The organism is Lentilactobacillus sunkii DSM 19904 (assembly GCF_001435575.1).
In the GTDB taxonomy this organism is placed as follows: Bacteria; Bacillota; Bacilli; order Lactobacillales; family Lactobacillaceae; genus Lentilactobacillus; species Lentilactobacillus sunkii.
The window spans coordinates 1-15,215 of record NZ_AZEA01000004.1 but is presented as its reverse complement, the minus strand read 5'-3'; the positions used below and the strand labels follow the sequence as shown (position 1 = coordinate 15,215).

Genomic DNA, 15,215 nt, shown 5'->3' with positions numbered 1-15,215 from the left:
ATTATTTGTTGTACAACTGCTCAAATTCGTTCAGCCGTTTCTCAAAAATTTGGAAGGCTTTCTCGAGATACTCGGGCTTGGTCATATCAACACCGGCTTTTTTCATGACATTGGTTGGAATGTCCGAACTACCGGATTTTAAATAATTCAAATACTTGTCAACGTTGGATTGATCACCGTTAACGATTCCGTCAGCTAAAGTTGAAGCTGCGGCAAAGCCAGTTGAATATTGATAGACATAGAAATTGTAATAGAAATGTGGAATTCGTGACCATTCCAATCCAATTTGGGGATCAGAAATCACTGAGTCGCCATAATACTTCTGATTAAGATCACGATAATAATCATCCATAAATTTGGCAGTCAACGGTTGCCCCTTGGCGTCCTGTTCGTGAATGTACTGTTCAAATTCCGCAAATTGGGTTTGACGGAATACGGTTCCCTTGAACCCATCAAGATAATAATTCAAAATAAACCGTTTCATTTCATCATTATCTTTGAACTTATTCAACAAATAATCAGTCAAAATGTTTTCATTGGTAGTTGAGGCAATTTCAGCCACAAAGATTGAATAATCACCGTATTGATATGGCTGATTATGATGTGAATAGTAACTGTGCATGCTGTGACCCGTTTCATGGATCAAAGTGTACAGGTTATCCAGATTATCTTTCCAGTTCAACAGAATATAAGGATTGGTATCATAGGTTCCTGAAGAATAGCCGCCGCTTCGCTTGAATTTGTTTTCAACAACATCGATCCAGCGTCCATTAAACTCTTCTTTTACGTGGCTGACATAGTCGGGACCCATTACCTGCAAAGCTTCCAAGGCAATTTGCTTTGACTGTTCAAATGTATATTTTGGTGATTTTTTACCAACCAGTGACGTATACATATCGTACATATGAAGTTCATCAAGACCAAGAATCTTTTTTCTCAAAGCAACGTATCGGTGCAGAAGATCCAAGTGCTCATTGACAACCTTGATCAAATTATCGTAAACGTCGGTTGGAACTTCATTGCCGGCAAGTGCGGCTTCCAAAGCACTGTTGTAATGACGGATGTTTGCCTTAAAATTGTGGTTCTTCACATTGGTTGTCAAAGTGGAGGCTAAGGTATGTTGAAATTGATTGTAAACTTCATACAACTTTTGAAAAGCTTCTTTACGAACACTTTGATCCGTTGATTCAAGCAAAATACCGTAAACACCCTGTGAAAGCTTAACCTTGTTGCCATTTTCGTCAGTTACGACTGGGAATGACAAATCGGTGTTATCCAAAATGCCAAATGTCTTCTCACCGGATGAGAAAATATCGTCAGCTCCGGCAAGAACCTTTTCAACATCGTTGCCTAATATGTGGTCACGCCGTTCAAAGGTCTGATCAAAGAAACGCTTGTATCCATCAAGCTTGGGTTCATCTTGATAATATTGCGCCATTTGGCTGTTGGAAATCTTCAGCAGTTCGGGTTCGAACCATGCTGTTGCCGCCCCAAATTGGGCACCCAACGATTCTGCCCGGGAATACATCGCCTGGTACTTGTCTTCACTGGTATCCTGATCGTTCTTGAGCTGAGCATATACATATACCTTTTCCAATTTTCGACTGAGGGTCATCAAGTCCTCAGTGGCTGTCAGCAATGCTTGGGCATCTTTCTCAATTGTACCGCTCAAGCCGGCAAACTTTTTTGTCCCGGCGGCGACTTCCTCAAAATCTTTGTCAAAATCTTTGTCCGAAGAATAAACTGTTGTTAAATCCCATGTCAAAGCTTCTGGGACGTCTTTTCTAAGAGGCAATTCTTGTGTTTTCGTCATAATGTCCTCCTTAATTGTTAGTTAACAATAGGTTAGCACACCACGGGCTTTTCAGTCATAATATATTGCCTTTTTTGATCATAACTGTCAAACCAAGTTGGCGATTGGATAATCTTCACACCGTTAATGGTATGGCGAAGATAACCATTGGCCCGTAAGCTGAAAATGAAGCTTGTAAATGCCATTTGGAAAAGCCGGACATAGTCATCAACTTGGGCAAATTGCTGGCCAAACAGTTGAACTGACTGTTTGAACAGCCAGTTCAACTGTTGGTTGGACACCTCGTCATATTCCCCTGAGAAGAGTTGGAGGACGATCCATACCCGCCAACACAAGCCGCAACGCCGAAAAATCGGCAGGCCATCCCCACTTTTTCCATGGCAGACGATTGGGCATCCCACGAAAATCTTCCCCTGCCGGTAGCAGGCTGTAATCATATCGAGATAGGTTGAATTCTGCATCACAACGCCTCTCTGAATGCGTTTAATCTGATTTAACATCAACAGACGACTTCGGCGTTCAGAACAGATAGCAGCATCTTGTTTGACGCGTCCCACAAATTTTTTCAGTTCCTTTAGATCAGTAAATAAACGCACCTGACTGGTTAATTTCCCTGAAACTTCCCTGATTTGAAAGTCAAGCCGAAATTGACGATTACTTGCCGAATAAAACACGATATAAAAGCCCAGTTTGGTATGAAATCGAGCAAACTTGGCCACCCCGTCCAACCGCTTGGCGGCATTTAAATGACGGTCGCCCAGAATCCATAAAACATCGATCCCCAGTTTCTTGTAGTTGACCGTCCGCCGGGCAATATCCGCATATGAAATCGGACTGCACTGGTATTCTAAGATTGCCTGTTCATCGGGTAGGAACACATCCGCCCGCTGCTCAATGTCCGGCAGATTATATTCCAAGACGGTCTTAATGCCCATTTGTTCAAGTTGTTTTTGAAAGACCAGTTTACCGGTCAAGTGAGCCTGACTTTCATTTTCGCTGAAATGTCGACAAATCGAGTTGGTTTTGTGACTGAAATGAGGGATTCGATATTTTCCGTGCTTAAAAATAACCCTTTCCTTACAGCATGGGCAAATTAATTGATCTTTTATAATCATGTCGCGTGTTAGCTCAGTCGCGTTAATTAATTGTTCGTTCATCATTGCTATCAGCATGTTTTCACCTTCTCTAATTTATCTACGGAAAACAGTGCGAATTTTGTTTAGAAATTAAAAATATCCTTACGTTTTGATCAGAACGGCAGTAATACTACCATTCTGCTGATATTTGTTTATAATTGTGAGTAAATCAATCCGGCCGGGGGACTAACATGCTGAAAAACTTACTAACATACATTCAAGAAGAACACGTTGCTGAACAGCTTTATCATAGCCTAATTGGTATCGAAATTGAGGAGCACCGAATCGATAATCACGGCCGACTTAGTCAACTGCCCTATCCACAAAATTTGGGCTCCAGACGTTATCATCCATACTTACAATCAGATTTTTCGGAATCAATGAACGAAATTATTACCGACCCCAATCCAAATATCGGCGGGGTCTTGGATCAGCTGGATACCCTTCAGACTGTTCTGACCCGCTCAATCGATAAGTCAGAAGCGTTTTGGCCGCTCAGTATGCCACCGGCAATGAATGCCGAAGATAAAGAATTCATCAAGAAACATTTTGGCCGACCGGCTTATGCGAAGTATCGAGATTATTTAACCGACAAGTACGGCGTCGCCCGTAAAATTATTACCGGCGTTCATGTCAACTTCAGCATTCCTGAGCCGGTGATCAACCGACTGTACGTCCATTACCGAGACCAGTTCAAGTCATTGGTTGAATTCAAAAATGCGCTGTATTTCCAACTGGCTCAAAACTTCGTCCTTCACCGTTGGCTGTTAACCTACTTGTTCGGTGCCAGCCCGATTGCTGAAAAAGGCTTTTTCTCTGGAAAAACACCGGAACAGCTCAGCCATCCTGTCCGTAGTATTCGAAACAGTATCTACGGTTATGTCAATGAACCGGAAGACAAAGTCGATACAACCATCTATGCGAGCTTGGACCACTATATTAATGGTTTGAACAGTGCAATTGATGACCATGAATTATATTCAAAAGCAGAATTCTATGGGCCGGTTCGACTACGCGGGCAGGAATTAATCAAAGATTACCGGACAAAAGGCATTTCTTATTTGGAGTTCCGAGTTCTCGATAACACCCCCTTCACCCCAAACGGCCTTAGCCGTCATGCAATGTATTTTCTAAAATTCTTCCTGGTCTATTTATTGGTAACTCCAGTAGATCATGAAAATATTGCCGATGATTTACAACAGTCATTTGCCGACAATAATCAGGTGGCCCTTGAAAATCCTGATCAGGTAACGTTCAAGGAAGCGGAAGGAATGAAGATTTTTAAAGAATTAATCAGCATGGCAAAATCACTTCATGCCCACTCTGAACAGCTCCAAGCATTGGACGATTTCAGTGAGGTTATCACCCACCCTGAATTGACGGCGTCAGCGATGCTTCTCAAACACATCAAAAACGACAGCTTAATGGATTTTGGCGTTACCGTTGCAAAAAGACGGCGGGCACAGCGTCTCGGTGCCCCAACACTACTGCCCTCTATGGGAAACATTTCCTTTGATGCGCAACGCCTGATTTTTCATGCCATACAGCTTGGAATCCGATACTATGTGGTCAAGGATGAGGATGGCGAATCCTTAATTACCCTGACTTACGACAACGTTACCCAGGTTGTCTATACAGATAAAGTTGGTAAAGTGGAACCGTTGACGTACTTGTACGATTTATTTCCAGGTATCAAAAAAGCCGCAGAACAAGATAAGATTTAGAACTTTAACTACAAAATAAAAGACAAACCAATCATCTCCGAATTCGGAAATTGTTGGTTTGTCTTTTTTTGTATGAGCTTAGTAGAAATATTACCATAAATTGAAAAACATTCTATAACGATCAAATCTTGAAAGAAACGCTAAATACAGTTCCCTTTGGATGGTTATCCTTGACAGTAATTGTTCCGGCATGCTGCTGAACAATCCACTTGGCGATGGCCAATCCCAGGCCGTTGCCACCAGTTTTTGAATTTCTTGATTTATCCGAACGGTAGAATCTTTCAAAAATGCGTTTTTTGTCCGCATCGGGAATTCCGGCTCCGGTATCTCGAACCTCAATAGTCAACCGATCACGGACGAGCAGTGTCAGCACTGTTACCGTTCCCCCGGCAGGTGTATATTTGATTGCGTTATCCAGCAAAATAATTAAAAGCTGGCGGATCAAGTCTTCGTCTAAATGACCGGATCCTTCTGCTTTAAGAACGGTCACCATCGATTTGTGCTGACTGGCAGCAATATCTTCATACGGTTTGAGAATTTGTTTAAACCATGGTTGCAGGTCGACTTCCACCTTATTGATTTCGATTCTTCCCGAATCCGAACGTGCCAGCATCAACAAACGGTTTGTCAGCGTCTGCAGGTGGCGGACTTCGTCAAGGGAAGTTGAAATTGGATCAACCTGATCAATCACTTTAGTCTTCGGTTTGGTCAGCATGTACTCCATTTGATTTTGGATAACCGTCAGTGGGGTTCGTAATTCGTGAGCGGCATTTGCACTGAATTGGCGCTGACGTTTCCATGCTTCCATGATCGGTCTCATGCTTGATCGGGAAAGGTAGTAAGCAATTGCGATCGCGACAATCCAGAAGAAGAACAGTGTGATTAACAGCGAACGCTTAAAACTATTGACCGCCATTAGGTCAGTATCAATGTTTTCTAAGATTAAAACGTAATTTCCTGCATAAATGGGATTTGAATTGGATTTTGGCACCTTAATCAGCAACGTTCTGAAGTAATGGAGGGTGTTATCCGTCGACATTAATGTCACTTCACGAACCTTGTTGACCTCGGATTTATCCAGTTCCGTATTAATAAACAAATTATAAATCCGATTACCTAACATTTGAGCATTAATAATCTGACCCTTTTTATTGAAAACTAAAATATTGGTTCGAAATGGCGTGTCGCCGTTATTCGGCTTTGCAGGAGCCGGAGACTGCGCATTCCCGCCACCGGTCCGAAACTGCGGCGCTTTACGGTTACTCAACACATTTTGTTTTTGGGTAACCAGGCCCTGGTCAATATTTTTATAAATTGATTGGTGAAAGAAGAAGAACACCACTAACCCAAGCACAGCAAATAACAGGGCAAACCCCACCAATTCTTTAACGAAAAGTGATAGCTGCTGTTTTTGCTGCGGATCGCGTTTTTTCAATCCGATTCCTCCGTTTCAAACATATAACCGACGTTTCGCAAAGTCTTGATGGGCTGAAGGGATGAGGCTTTTTTGAGTTTTTTTCGTAAATTGCTCATATAGACCTCGACCACAGAGATAGCCGTCTCAGACTCAAATCCCCATAAGCGGTCAAAAATTTGATCCTTGGTGATAATCGTATCGGGATTTTGGATAAAGTATACCAATAAATCGAATTCCTTACCGTTCAACTCTAGCTCCTTGCCGTTAACCTCGACAATTCGGTTGCTCAAATTGACTTTAAAGGGACCGACCGACAACGTGTTATCATCGCCAAGATGGCCGCTTCGTTTGAGCAGTGCTTTTACCCGCATAATCAGCTCTTCACGGTGGAATGGCTTGGTCAGATAATCATCCGCTCCGAGTTCAAAGCCGTGAACTTTATCGTCCAAGGTGTCTTTGGCAGTCAAAATCAATACCGGCATGCTTAAGTGATCCTCGGTTCGCCAATGCTTCAAAATATCGTAGCCGCTGACCTGAGGCAACATCAAGTCTAGTACCACCAGATCATAAATCCCTTCCTGTCCCAGCATTTGGCCTTCAAAGCCATCATGGGAGACCGTTGTCTGTGCAAATTCGTCAAGGAAAAGCTGGAGGCTCTTAGCCAGATCTTCGTCATCTTCAATTATTAGTATATGAAGTTCTTTCATTCAATTGTTACCTCGTTTTCTAAGATTTGTCCTTTTGTCTATTGTCATTAAATTAAAGGTTTTTTTCTGAGCCGTCAACTAAGTTAGACATAACTTATCATAAATCAAAAGTTTTAAGCTTGTTTTATGGTTGAACAGATAAACTCATTTCAGCAATTAAGAAAGGAGTGAATGAGCCATAACAAGTACAAAGCAATTATTTAAATTTGGCATCACCGGCTTGATTAACACGGTTTTAACCTATGTAATCTACTTGGCATTGCTCAACCCAACCAACGCAACGGTGGCAATGGCAATCGGATATGGAATCACCTCATTGTTGGGGTTGACCTTGAGCAATCGCTGGGTATTCCAAACCGGAACATCGGTTAAGTCAGTCATTTGGAAATACTATGCAACCTATGTGTTTACCTGGCTGATCAGTGTCCTGTTCGCACATTTTGCGAGTGGATGGCCACTCATTGACAGTCGATTAATTCCAATCATTAGTCTTATGATCACAGTACCCACCAATTTCCTGCTTTCAAAATTTTGGGTATTCCACAAAACAACTTTAAAGGAGGTCCGCCACTATGGCAGCCAATAATTCATATATTGAAAATACCCAAAATCGTCAAAAACACAGGTTCAGATTTGATTGGATCCTCGGCGTTATCCTGCTGTTAGCCATGTTCCTCTATGGGTGGCAGATCTGGAAAGCCGGATCTGCGAATGCTTTTTATACCGCGGCAATCAAAAGTATGACCGAAAGCTTCCATAATTTTTGGTACGGAAGTTTTGATCCCGCTGGTTACATCACAGTCGATAAGCCACCAGTTGCGCTTTGGTTCATGGCGATCAGTGCCAAAATCTTTGGGCTCCATGGATGGAGCATTGTTCTCCCCTCGGTTCTATTCGGAGTCGGGTCGGTTTATCTGATGTACCGATTGGTTCAACCCTATTTTGGAAAGAATGCGGGTCGGCTCAGTGCGCTGGCGTTGACATTAACACCAATTGTCGTTGCTGATTCCAGAACTAACAACATGGATGCGACACTGGTGTTCTTCCTCATGTTGGCCCTGTATTTCCTGGAAAAAGCCATTGGCAGTCGCAAAATCTGGTCACTCTTGATCAGTTTCGGCTTAATTGGAATTGCATTTAACGTCAAGATGCTCCAAGCATTCATGATCTTGCCTGCTATGTATTTGTTTTACTGGCTGGCAGCAAATGAAAACTGGAAGAAAAAGATTTATAAGCTTTCATTAGCATCGGTGTCACTGCTGGTCTTTACACTGGCGTATCCGGTCTCAGTCGATATGACCCCTGCCAGCAGCCGCCCATATGTAGGTGGTTCAGAGACAAACTCACTGCTTGAGCTGGCTTTCGGATACAACGGAAGTGAACGGCTCCTGGGACAAACCACAGGAACCGGCGGTACATTTGGCGCAGGTATGAACAGCAAGACCCAGAATAAAAAAGGTAGCGGCATGCCCGGCGGCGGAAAAGTGCCAACCGGTATGAAACAAAACGGTAAGACTGGCACCCCTCCTGGCGGTAAACAAATGAAAGGTCAGCTAAACGGCGCCAAGAAAGGCGGCCCAGGAAAAATGGGTGCCGGTGGCGGTGCTGGCGGAGGTGGCGGTGCCTTTAATATCGGGACTGCCGGGCCATTCAGACTATTCCAGTCTGCGCTTGGACCAGAAGTCAGTTGGCTGCTGCCATTTGCGTTATTCGGTTTAATTGGCGGTCTGGTTTACTTCAGAGATCGTCGCAAACGTTGGTTCAGTCTTTCATCTAAACAAAAACAATTAATCTTGTGGACCGGCTGGCTGGTTCCCGTTTACGGATTCTTCAGTATTGCCAGTTTCTTTCATCCCTATTACATGATTATGCTCGCCCCACCAATCGCTGCACTATTTGGAACCGGTCTGACCGCACTTGTCGGCCTCTTTAAAAACAGCTTGCGAACCAGTTGGAAATTCTATCTGCTTCCGTTGGCAATCATTGCAACGGCGGCCCTTCAATCCTGGTACGTCTACAGTTATTATCCATGGTTGACTTGGACAATCTTAATTGCAGCCATTGGATTCTCGATTGGTTTGGCAGTTCTTCCCCGTGGAAAAGCATTCCAGACGTTTTTGGTCGGTGGAATTCTTTCGATTATGGCAGCCCCAGCCTGGTGGTCACTCACCCCAACCATTGCCGCTGAATCAGCGATGATTCCAACCGCTGGGCCATCCCTATTAACATCCAGCAGCAGTGGGATGCCTGGTGGTGGTGGCGGTATGGGTAACAGTTCCGTCAACAAGAAACTCCTCAGTTATGTTGAAAAACATCAGGGAAATGCAAAGTACCTGTTTGCAACCAGTGATTCAACAACGGCGGCCCCATACATCATTAAAACCGGCAAAGCGGTTATGGCCATGGGTGGCTTTAATGGTACCGATCCGGCGATCACCCTTTCACAATTTAAAAAGCTGGTGAAAAATGGCGATCTGAAATATTTCTACTACTCTGGTAGATCTGGAAATACGGCAATTATCAACTGGATTAAGAAGCATGCTACCAAAGTCAAGTCCAGTCTGTATCAATCGTCAACCAGCACGTCAAACACCATGGGTGGCGTTGGGGGACCTGGAACTGGCACTTCTACCAAATCGAAAAAGTCGTCAGCACCATCAAAACCAGCTGGTCAAAAGCCAACCGGCAAAAATGGCAAAATGCCATCGGGTAAAGGCAAGCCCGGGTCAAAACCTTCAATGTCGAAAAATAACAAAACCACTCCTAAGAAGCGGTCGGCTAACACGAATAAGAAGGCCACTCAACAACGGGGCTCAATGTCAGGAGCCGGTGGAATGGGCTCATCAGGAGTACTGTATGACCTGTCGTCAATTTATAAATAAAAAGGAGGCCATTTAATGGATAAAAACAAAGAACTGATTTCAATTGTACTGCCAGTTTTCAACGAAGAGGCAGGAATTGAAACGACCATCGATACGTTAGAAAAATTTGCTGCCAATCAGCCGCAAAATTTTGAAATTATCTTTGTTGATGATGGTTCCCAAGACAACAGCGTTAAATTAATCGAAAAAAATCAAGAATCTAATCAAAACATCCGCCTGATCCAATTTTCGAGAAACTTCGGTCATCAATTAGCGATTACAGCGGGAATCCGGTATACCAAAGGCGATGCCGTCGTTGTGATGGACGCCGATCTTCAAGACCCACCTGCTGTGATTGTTGATATGATTGATAAATGGCATCAAGGTTTCGATGTTGTTTATGGAAAACGACTTTCAAGAGATGGCGAGAGCTTCTTCAAGAAAACCACTGCATCACTCTTCTACCGCGTCCTCAAGCGAATGACCAGCGTCAATATCCCTCTGGACACCGGTGACTTTCGACTGATGGACAAGCAAGTCGTTCATCAGCTCAGGCGAATGAATGAGGCTGATCCATTTGTAAGAGGAATGGTCAGCTGGGTTGGCTTCAAACAGACTGCCGTCACCTACGAACGCCAAGAACGAATTGCGGGCACCTCGAAGTACCCGCTTCGAAAGATGGTCCGACTGGCAATGGATGGAATCACTTCGTTTTCATCATTCCCACTCCAGATTGCCAATTGGCTGGGCAGTCTTTCAATTGTATTTGGGATCGGCTATCTGATCGCGTCACTATTCACAACGATGGATACCATTCATTTTGCGGTATTTGCCCTCTTCTTGATGGTTGGCATCACGCTGTTGACGATTGGGATGCTGGGATCATACCTTTATCGGGTATTTGAGGCATCCAGGAAACGTCCTTTGTACATCGTTTCAAAGACGGTGGGGTTTCGCCCCTCACGGGATCCGGAAAGTCAGCAGACGTATTATAAGACAACGATCAAGGGACGCGCATTACAACACTAAATAATTACTCATACTAAAAACGACAGCCGATTGTGGCTGTCGTTTTTGTGTGAATCGATTAAGTTTTACTTGAAATAATATCTGCTCAACTCTAATGCACTATTCTCCATTATATGTTGGCCATATTCATTGAGGACTTCTTCAGTAACGGTGGTCTTCTTACCATATTCATTGGCAATTGCCACTTCATCGCTGACAACCATGTCAACGGGGTCGTTGCTGAACAATTCCAGCTTCAAGTAATATTTACCTTCATACAGATACAAATCTGATGTCCCATTTTCAAGTCGCAATGCCTTGGCAAGCGATACGAAGTCATCGAGTTGATCGAACTCAAGAATAACTGTTCGTTTTTGATGACCAAACTCGTCGTTGGTTTTCTTATCACTTACAGGTTGTGGTTTATTATTATCGGCATGTTCAGCGATATATTTAGAAACCCGGTCACGTTTTTCAGGCCGCTGTGAATCAGCGTCGCCTGAGTCAAACATGTCGTTGTCAGACATATCTACATCCTTACTGATGAATAACTCCAAGCCATTTTGGTTCGGAAGAACTTGGAAAGTGACGGCATCATTATTTTGAAACTGATGGTCTTTATCAACTTCTTCCAGAATACTGTAAAAGAAGCTTTCAATTTGCTTGTGGTTACCGAGTAAATCCAGTACAGTAATCCCACGCTTATCGAGATCATCATTACCAATCAGTACACGAATTGTATTCTCATTAATTCGTTCCATTTCCATATTTAGCCACCCCTTTCAATATCTGAGGGTAATTAATAATAACATTGTATCATATTATTGTCTAAGTAAATAATACGGCTAAATATAGATATTAACAAGCAATTAAGATTTCATCCTCATAGTGCTTCTCGAACCATCTGTTCCAATTCACATTTTCGAGTAACCCGAGGTAAGAAACAACGAATTTCGTCTTCGTTAAAACCAAACTCAATCCGTTTGGAGTCCATTAAAATTGGGCGGCGGATCAGTTCAGGATGGATCGCCAACAGAGAAATCACCTGGCTGATGGTCATCGAACTCATTTTGTCCTTACATTGATCAAAGACGAACGAACGAGTGGAAATCACATCATCGGTGCCTCCTTCTGAAAGCATGAAGATTTGTTTTAATTCTTGCTCAGAAAGTGGATTGGCGAAAATATTTCGTTCGACAAATTCCACATTGTGATCAATGAGCCACTGTTTGGCCTTTCGACAAGAGGTGCAGCTGGGGGTAGATAATAAATTAACTTTCATAATATGTTGCCTCCTAATAATCATTTGTTGAACTGATTATATCGGAGATTGTTATATAAATCATAAGATTCACAAAAAGGACTTATAAAGACCTTATTTTGATCAAATTTGACCTAGATATCCACAGATAAATGCGTTTTTGCGAGTAAAATGGGCAGATCTGCCCCTGCAGATTGTTGCGCTTCGTGTTTGAGTTGCTGATAGTTTCCAATGGCGGGCAAGTGAGTTAACAAAAGTTTATGGGCACCGGAATCATGAGCCAGTTGGCCAGACTCCGTTGATGTCATGTGCCATTTTTGGCCGGTTTTATCAGCAAAGAAGTTCGTATCGGTCATCAAAAGATCGGCGTTCTTCACAAAATCGGTCAACTCTTCGAAATATGCCGTATCTGCAGTAAATACAAGGACTTTTCCAGTGGCTGCTTCTTTGATGCGCATCGCAAAAGCCGGAACAGGATGATGAGTTTTGAAAAACGTCAGATCAAAAGGTCCTATATGCGTGGTCTTATTAGGATCATAGGCAACGCCCTTTGTGGAATTCGGCCAATCAAGCCCTTTAAAGTTGATCGGATCCAAGGTATGCCCATAAATCGGCAAAATTGGCTCTGTGTAGCGCTTCTCATGCAATTGCCAGTAATATTGAAGGACACCAACATCGGCGGTGTGATCGTGGTGATAGTGGCTCAGAATCACAGCGTTTAATTTTAGCGGATCAAGAACTTGTTCGAGACTTAGAAGTGCCCCACTTCCGCAATCAATCAAAAGTTTAAAATTTCCAGATTCCAAAAGATAACTACTGGTGGCATTCCCATTAGCAGGATAGCCGCCAAGAAAACCGATTACTGTTAATTTCAACTCAATTCCTCCCTATGTTTTGATACACATATATTTTACGCTTAATTGAAGTAAATATTTGGTTCCAATATTGAAAAAAAGTATAATTGAATTGTATATAGGAGGTGGGTCAAATGAACAATCAGATCGTTATAACATTTGGAAATGAAGAAATTTTGACACAATTGAAAGCTGAGCATCCTGATCGTGATTTAATCATGTATCAAGCACTCAGTCAACCAGGGGAATATATGCTCTTAGATTATTCTGGAAAGGACTCTGTATTTAAGGCACCTGTGTTCTATGACATTATAAGTCACAGTGGTGAAGACAAGTGGAAGGGCTTTATCAGTTTCTCCACGCTTGACTTGAATTTCGATCAACAAAAAGTCTTCGATGCCCGAATCAACAAGCTCCGCAGTGATGGTCTTCCTGATGGCATGCATTCAATTTATTCGCTTAACTATCATAAAGATATCAGTCAACGTATCATATTGGGCACATGGGATGATTATTCCGACTTCGAACTTTGGAAAAATAGTTCTGATGAATTTATTCCTAAAGAATATCGTGATTCACCAAACTTTTATTCTCACGAAGCCTATTACACCCCAGCTCCTAAGAAAACAAGCAAATAAACAATTTACAATTTTAAAAATCCGCAAATCAATGAGGCATCCTTTACATATCTCATTGGTTTGCGGATTTTTTATTTCTATTGATTTACAATCAATGGGCTTGGGTTAAAAGTACAGACTTTATTTGAGTTAATACCGGAGGTGGGGTTCGAACCGGCACGACCAGTATGATCACCGAATATTGCGTCCGATCCGACCAGGATTTTAAGCAAAAAAAACAAGCTACCTAAGTAACTTGAGCATTCGTTGTTCCACCGGTTCGTACGAGACTCGAACTCGTGATCTCCTGCGTGACAGGCAGGCGTCCTAACCGGCTAGACCAACGAACCAAAATTGCGGGAGCTGGGTTTGAACCAACGACCTTCGGGTTATGAGCCCGACGAGCTACCAGACTGCTCCATCCCGCGATAATATAATATTTTCTTGAATGACCCGTACGGGATTTGAACCCATGTTACCGCCGTGAAAGGGCGGTGTCTTAACCACTTGACCAACGGGTCATTTAAAACGGAGAAGGAGAGATTCGAACTCTCGCGCCGCTTACGCGACCTACACCCTTAGCAGGGGCGCCTCTTCAGCCACTTGAGTACTTCTCCAAAAATATGGGCCTAAATGGACTCGAACCATCGACCTCACGCTTATCAGGCGTGCGCTCTAACCAGCTGAGCTATAGGCCCATTATATGAAAAAGCGGGTGACGAGAATCGGACTCGCGACAACAGCTTGGAAGGCTGTGGTTTTACCACTAAACTACACCCGCATAATAATATTCAAAACAAGTGGCGCGGGACAGAATCGAACTGCCGACACATGCAGCTTCAATGCATTGCTCTACCGACTGAGCTACCGAGCCAAACCGGTTCGTACGAGACTCGAACTCGTGATCTCCTGCGTGACAGGCAGGCGTCCTAACCAACTAGACCAACGAACCAAAATTGCGGGAGCTGGGTTTGAACCAACGACCTTCGGGTTATGAGCCCGACGAGCTACCAGACTGCTCCATCCCGCGATAATAAGGAGGATGAGAGATTCGAACTCTCGCGTGGTTTGACCCACCTAGCGGTTTTCAAGACCGCCCCCTTCAGCCACTTGGGTAATCCTCCATAAAAGCTGTATAAAACTCCAATATTAAAATGAGTCGATGGACCTTGTAGGACTCGAACCTACGACCGAACGGTTATGAGCCGTTTGCTCTAACCAACTGAGCTAAAGGTCCAAGACCTATATCGCGGCAGGGGGGATCGAACCCTCGACCTCCCGGGTATGAACCGGACGCTCTAGCCAGCTGAGCTACACCGCGATGAAAAATGATAGTATTCTATCAATCGGGAAGACAGGATTCGAACCTGCGACCCCCTGGTCCCAAACCAGGTGCTCTACCAAGCTGAGCTACTTCCCGTTAAAACAATGCACCCAGTAGGAGTCGAACCTACAACCTTCTGATTCGTAGTCAGACACTCTATCCAATTGCGCTATGGGTGCATAATATGCCGAGGACCGGGATCGAACCGGTACGGTCATCACTGACCGCAGGATTTTAAGTCCTGTGCGTCTGCCAATTCCGCCACCCCGGCATAACAAGCGGAAGACGGGATTCGAACCCGCGACCCCCACCATGGCAAGGTGATGTTCTACCACTGAACTACTTCCGCAAAATGCCGACTAGAAGATTCGAACTTCCGACCCCCTGTTTACAAGACAGGTGCTCTGCCAGCTGAGCTAAGTCGGCATACAAAATATTATGCGTTTGATAATATTCAATTGTAATGAGCCGTGGCAGTCTCGAACTGCCGACC

At 43.6% G+C, this 15,215-nt stretch carries 12 protein-coding genes and 17 tRNA genes; 5 read left to right on the top strand and 24 right to left on the bottom strand.

Going from position 1 to position 15,215, the window contains the following annotated elements; genetic code table 11:
- Position 1 precedes the first annotated feature (1 nt).
- A complete protein-coding gene (gene pepF / locus FD17_RS04410) occupies positions 2–1,813 on the bottom strand; it encodes an oligoendopeptidase F (RefSeq protein ID WP_057823994.1) in 1,812 nt (603 codons plus the stop codon).
- Between the two features lie 32 nt (positions 1,814–1,845).
- Complete coding sequence (locus FD17_RS04405) at positions 1,846–2,985, bottom strand: competence protein CoiA (protein WP_057823992.1); 1,140 nt, start codon at positions 2,983–2,985, stop codon at positions 1,846–1,848.
- A gap of 155 nt (positions 2,986–3,140) precedes the next feature.
- Here FD17_RS04405 and FD17_RS04400 point away from each other — a divergent pair, with 155 nt between their 5' ends.
- Positions 3,141–4,673, top strand: coding sequence for a gamma-glutamylcysteine synthetase (locus tag FD17_RS04400; RefSeq protein ID WP_057823989.1), 1,533 nt, complete (start codon positions 3,141–3,143; stop codon positions 4,671–4,673).
- A 121-nt stretch (positions 4,674–4,794) separates the two neighbouring features.
- Here FD17_RS04400 and FD17_RS04395 read toward each other — a convergent pair whose 3' ends face one another.
- Both FD17_RS04395 and FD17_RS04390 read right to left on the bottom strand, forming a co-directional pair.
- Complete coding sequence (locus FD17_RS04395) at positions 4,795–6,108, bottom strand: sensor histidine kinase (protein ID WP_057823987.1); 1,314 nt, start codon at positions 6,106–6,108, stop codon at positions 4,795–4,797.
- Positions 6,105–6,797 carry a response regulator transcription factor gene (locus tag FD17_RS04390; RefSeq protein WP_057823985.1) on the bottom strand — a complete coding sequence of 231 codons (693 nt, stop codon included), beginning with the start codon at positions 6,795–6,797 and terminating at the stop codon, positions 6,105–6,107. Before FD17_RS04390 ends, FD17_RS04395 begins: the two co-directional genes overlap by 4 nt.
- A gap of 220 nt (positions 6,798–7,017) precedes the next feature.
- Here FD17_RS04390 and FD17_RS04385 point away from each other — a divergent pair, with 220 nt between their 5' ends.
- The 3 genes from FD17_RS04385 to FD17_RS04375 are packed head-to-tail and all read left to right on the top strand — an operon-like array spanning position 7,018 to position 10,687.
- Positions 7,018–7,383: a GtrA family protein gene (locus FD17_RS04385; protein WP_235803172.1), complete on the top strand. Its 366-nt coding sequence runs from the start codon at positions 7,018–7,020 to the stop codon at positions 7,381–7,383.
- The gene (locus FD17_RS04380; RefSeq protein ID WP_057823983.1) at positions 7,370–9,679 is read left to right on the top strand and encodes a glycosyltransferase family 39 protein; all 2,310 of its coding nucleotides are present in this window, start codon (positions 7,370–7,372) and stop codon (positions 9,677–9,679) included. The genes FD17_RS04385 and FD17_RS04380 overlap by 14 nt, the downstream gene beginning before the upstream one ends.
- Before the next feature lie 15 nt (positions 9,680–9,694).
- Positions 9,695–10,687, top strand: a complete 993-nt coding sequence (locus FD17_RS04375) for a glycosyltransferase family 2 protein (protein ID WP_057823981.1) — start codon at positions 9,695–9,697, stop codon at positions 10,685–10,687.
- 65 nt (positions 10,688–10,752) lie between these two features.
- Here the strand turns inward: FD17_RS04375 and FD17_RS04370 are convergent, their stop codons facing one another.
- The 3 genes from FD17_RS04370 to FD17_RS04360 all read right to left on the bottom strand — a co-directional run bounded on the left by FD17_RS04370 (position 10,753) and on the right by FD17_RS04360 (position 12,802).
- Positions 10,753–11,433 (bottom strand): adaptor protein MecA, encoded by a 681-nt coding sequence (locus FD17_RS04370; RefSeq protein ID WP_057823979.1) that lies wholly within the window; start codon positions 11,431–11,433, stop codon positions 10,753–10,755.
- A gap of 116 nt (positions 11,434–11,549) precedes the next feature.
- The gene (gene spx / locus FD17_RS04365) at positions 11,550–11,948 is read right to left on the bottom strand and encodes a transcriptional regulator Spx (RefSeq protein ID WP_057823977.1); all 399 of its coding nucleotides are present in this window, start codon (positions 11,946–11,948) and stop codon (positions 11,550–11,552) included.
- Positions 11,949–12,061: 113 nt separating this feature from the next.
- Positions 12,062–12,802, bottom strand: coding sequence for an MBL fold metallo-hydrolase (locus FD17_RS04360; protein ID WP_057823975.1), 741 nt, complete (start codon positions 12,800–12,802; stop codon positions 12,062–12,064).
- Between the two features lie 113 nt (positions 12,803–12,915).
- Between FD17_RS04360 and FD17_RS04355 the strand changes: the two genes are divergently transcribed.
- Positions 12,916–13,419, top strand: a complete 504-nt coding sequence (locus tag FD17_RS04355; protein ID WP_057823972.1) for a hypothetical protein — start codon at positions 12,916–12,918, stop codon at positions 13,417–13,419.
- A 255-nt stretch (positions 13,420–13,674) separates the two neighbouring features.
- On the opposite strand, the gene FD17_RS04350 is transcribed toward FD17_RS04355, so the two are convergent.
- From FD17_RS04350 to FD17_RS04270, 17 genes are all read right to left on the bottom strand, one after another.
- Positions 13,675–13,748 (bottom strand) — tRNA-Asp (locus FD17_RS04350).
- A 4-nt stretch (positions 13,749–13,752) separates the two neighbouring features.
- A tRNA-Met gene (locus FD17_RS04345) sits at positions 13,753–13,826 on the bottom strand.
- A gap of 21 nt (positions 13,827–13,847) precedes the next feature.
- Positions 13,848–13,919 (bottom strand) — tRNA-Glu (locus tag FD17_RS04340).
- Between the two features lie 8 nt (positions 13,920–13,927).
- A tRNA-Ser gene (locus FD17_RS04335) sits at positions 13,928–14,015 on the bottom strand.
- Positions 14,016–14,022: 7 nt separating this feature from the next.
- Positions 14,023–14,096 (bottom strand) — tRNA-Ile (locus FD17_RS04330).
- 12 nt (positions 14,097–14,108) lie between these two features.
- Positions 14,109–14,179 (bottom strand) — tRNA-Gly (locus FD17_RS04325).
- Positions 14,180–14,199: 20 nt separating this feature from the next.
- Positions 14,200–14,272: transfer RNA gene (locus FD17_RS04320), tRNA-Phe, on the bottom strand.
- A 4-nt stretch (positions 14,273–14,276) separates the two neighbouring features.
- A tRNA-Asp gene (locus FD17_RS04315) sits at positions 14,277–14,350 on the bottom strand.
- 4 nt (positions 14,351–14,354) lie between these two features.
- Positions 14,355–14,428 (bottom strand) — tRNA-Met (locus tag FD17_RS04310).
- 6 nt (positions 14,429–14,434) lie between these two features.
- Positions 14,435–14,522: transfer RNA gene (locus FD17_RS04305), tRNA-Ser, on the bottom strand.
- 39 nt (positions 14,523–14,561) lie between these two features.
- Positions 14,562–14,635, bottom strand: a tRNA-Ile gene (locus FD17_RS04300).
- 10 nt (positions 14,636–14,645) lie between these two features.
- Positions 14,646–14,719: transfer RNA gene (locus FD17_RS04295), tRNA-Met, on the bottom strand.
- Between the two features lie 25 nt (positions 14,720–14,744).
- Positions 14,745–14,818 (bottom strand) — tRNA-Pro (locus tag FD17_RS04290).
- Positions 14,819–14,827: 9 nt separating this feature from the next.
- A tRNA-Arg gene (locus FD17_RS04285) sits at positions 14,828–14,901 on the bottom strand.
- Between the two features lie 6 nt (positions 14,902–14,907).
- A tRNA-Leu gene (locus tag FD17_RS04280) sits at positions 14,908–14,993 on the bottom strand.
- 6 nt (positions 14,994–14,999) lie between these two features.
- A tRNA-Gly gene (locus tag FD17_RS04275) sits at positions 15,000–15,071 on the bottom strand.
- A 4-nt stretch (positions 15,072–15,075) separates the two neighbouring features.
- A tRNA-Thr gene (locus tag FD17_RS04270) sits at positions 15,076–15,148 on the bottom strand.
- Between the last annotated feature and the right edge of the window lie 67 nt (positions 15,149–15,215).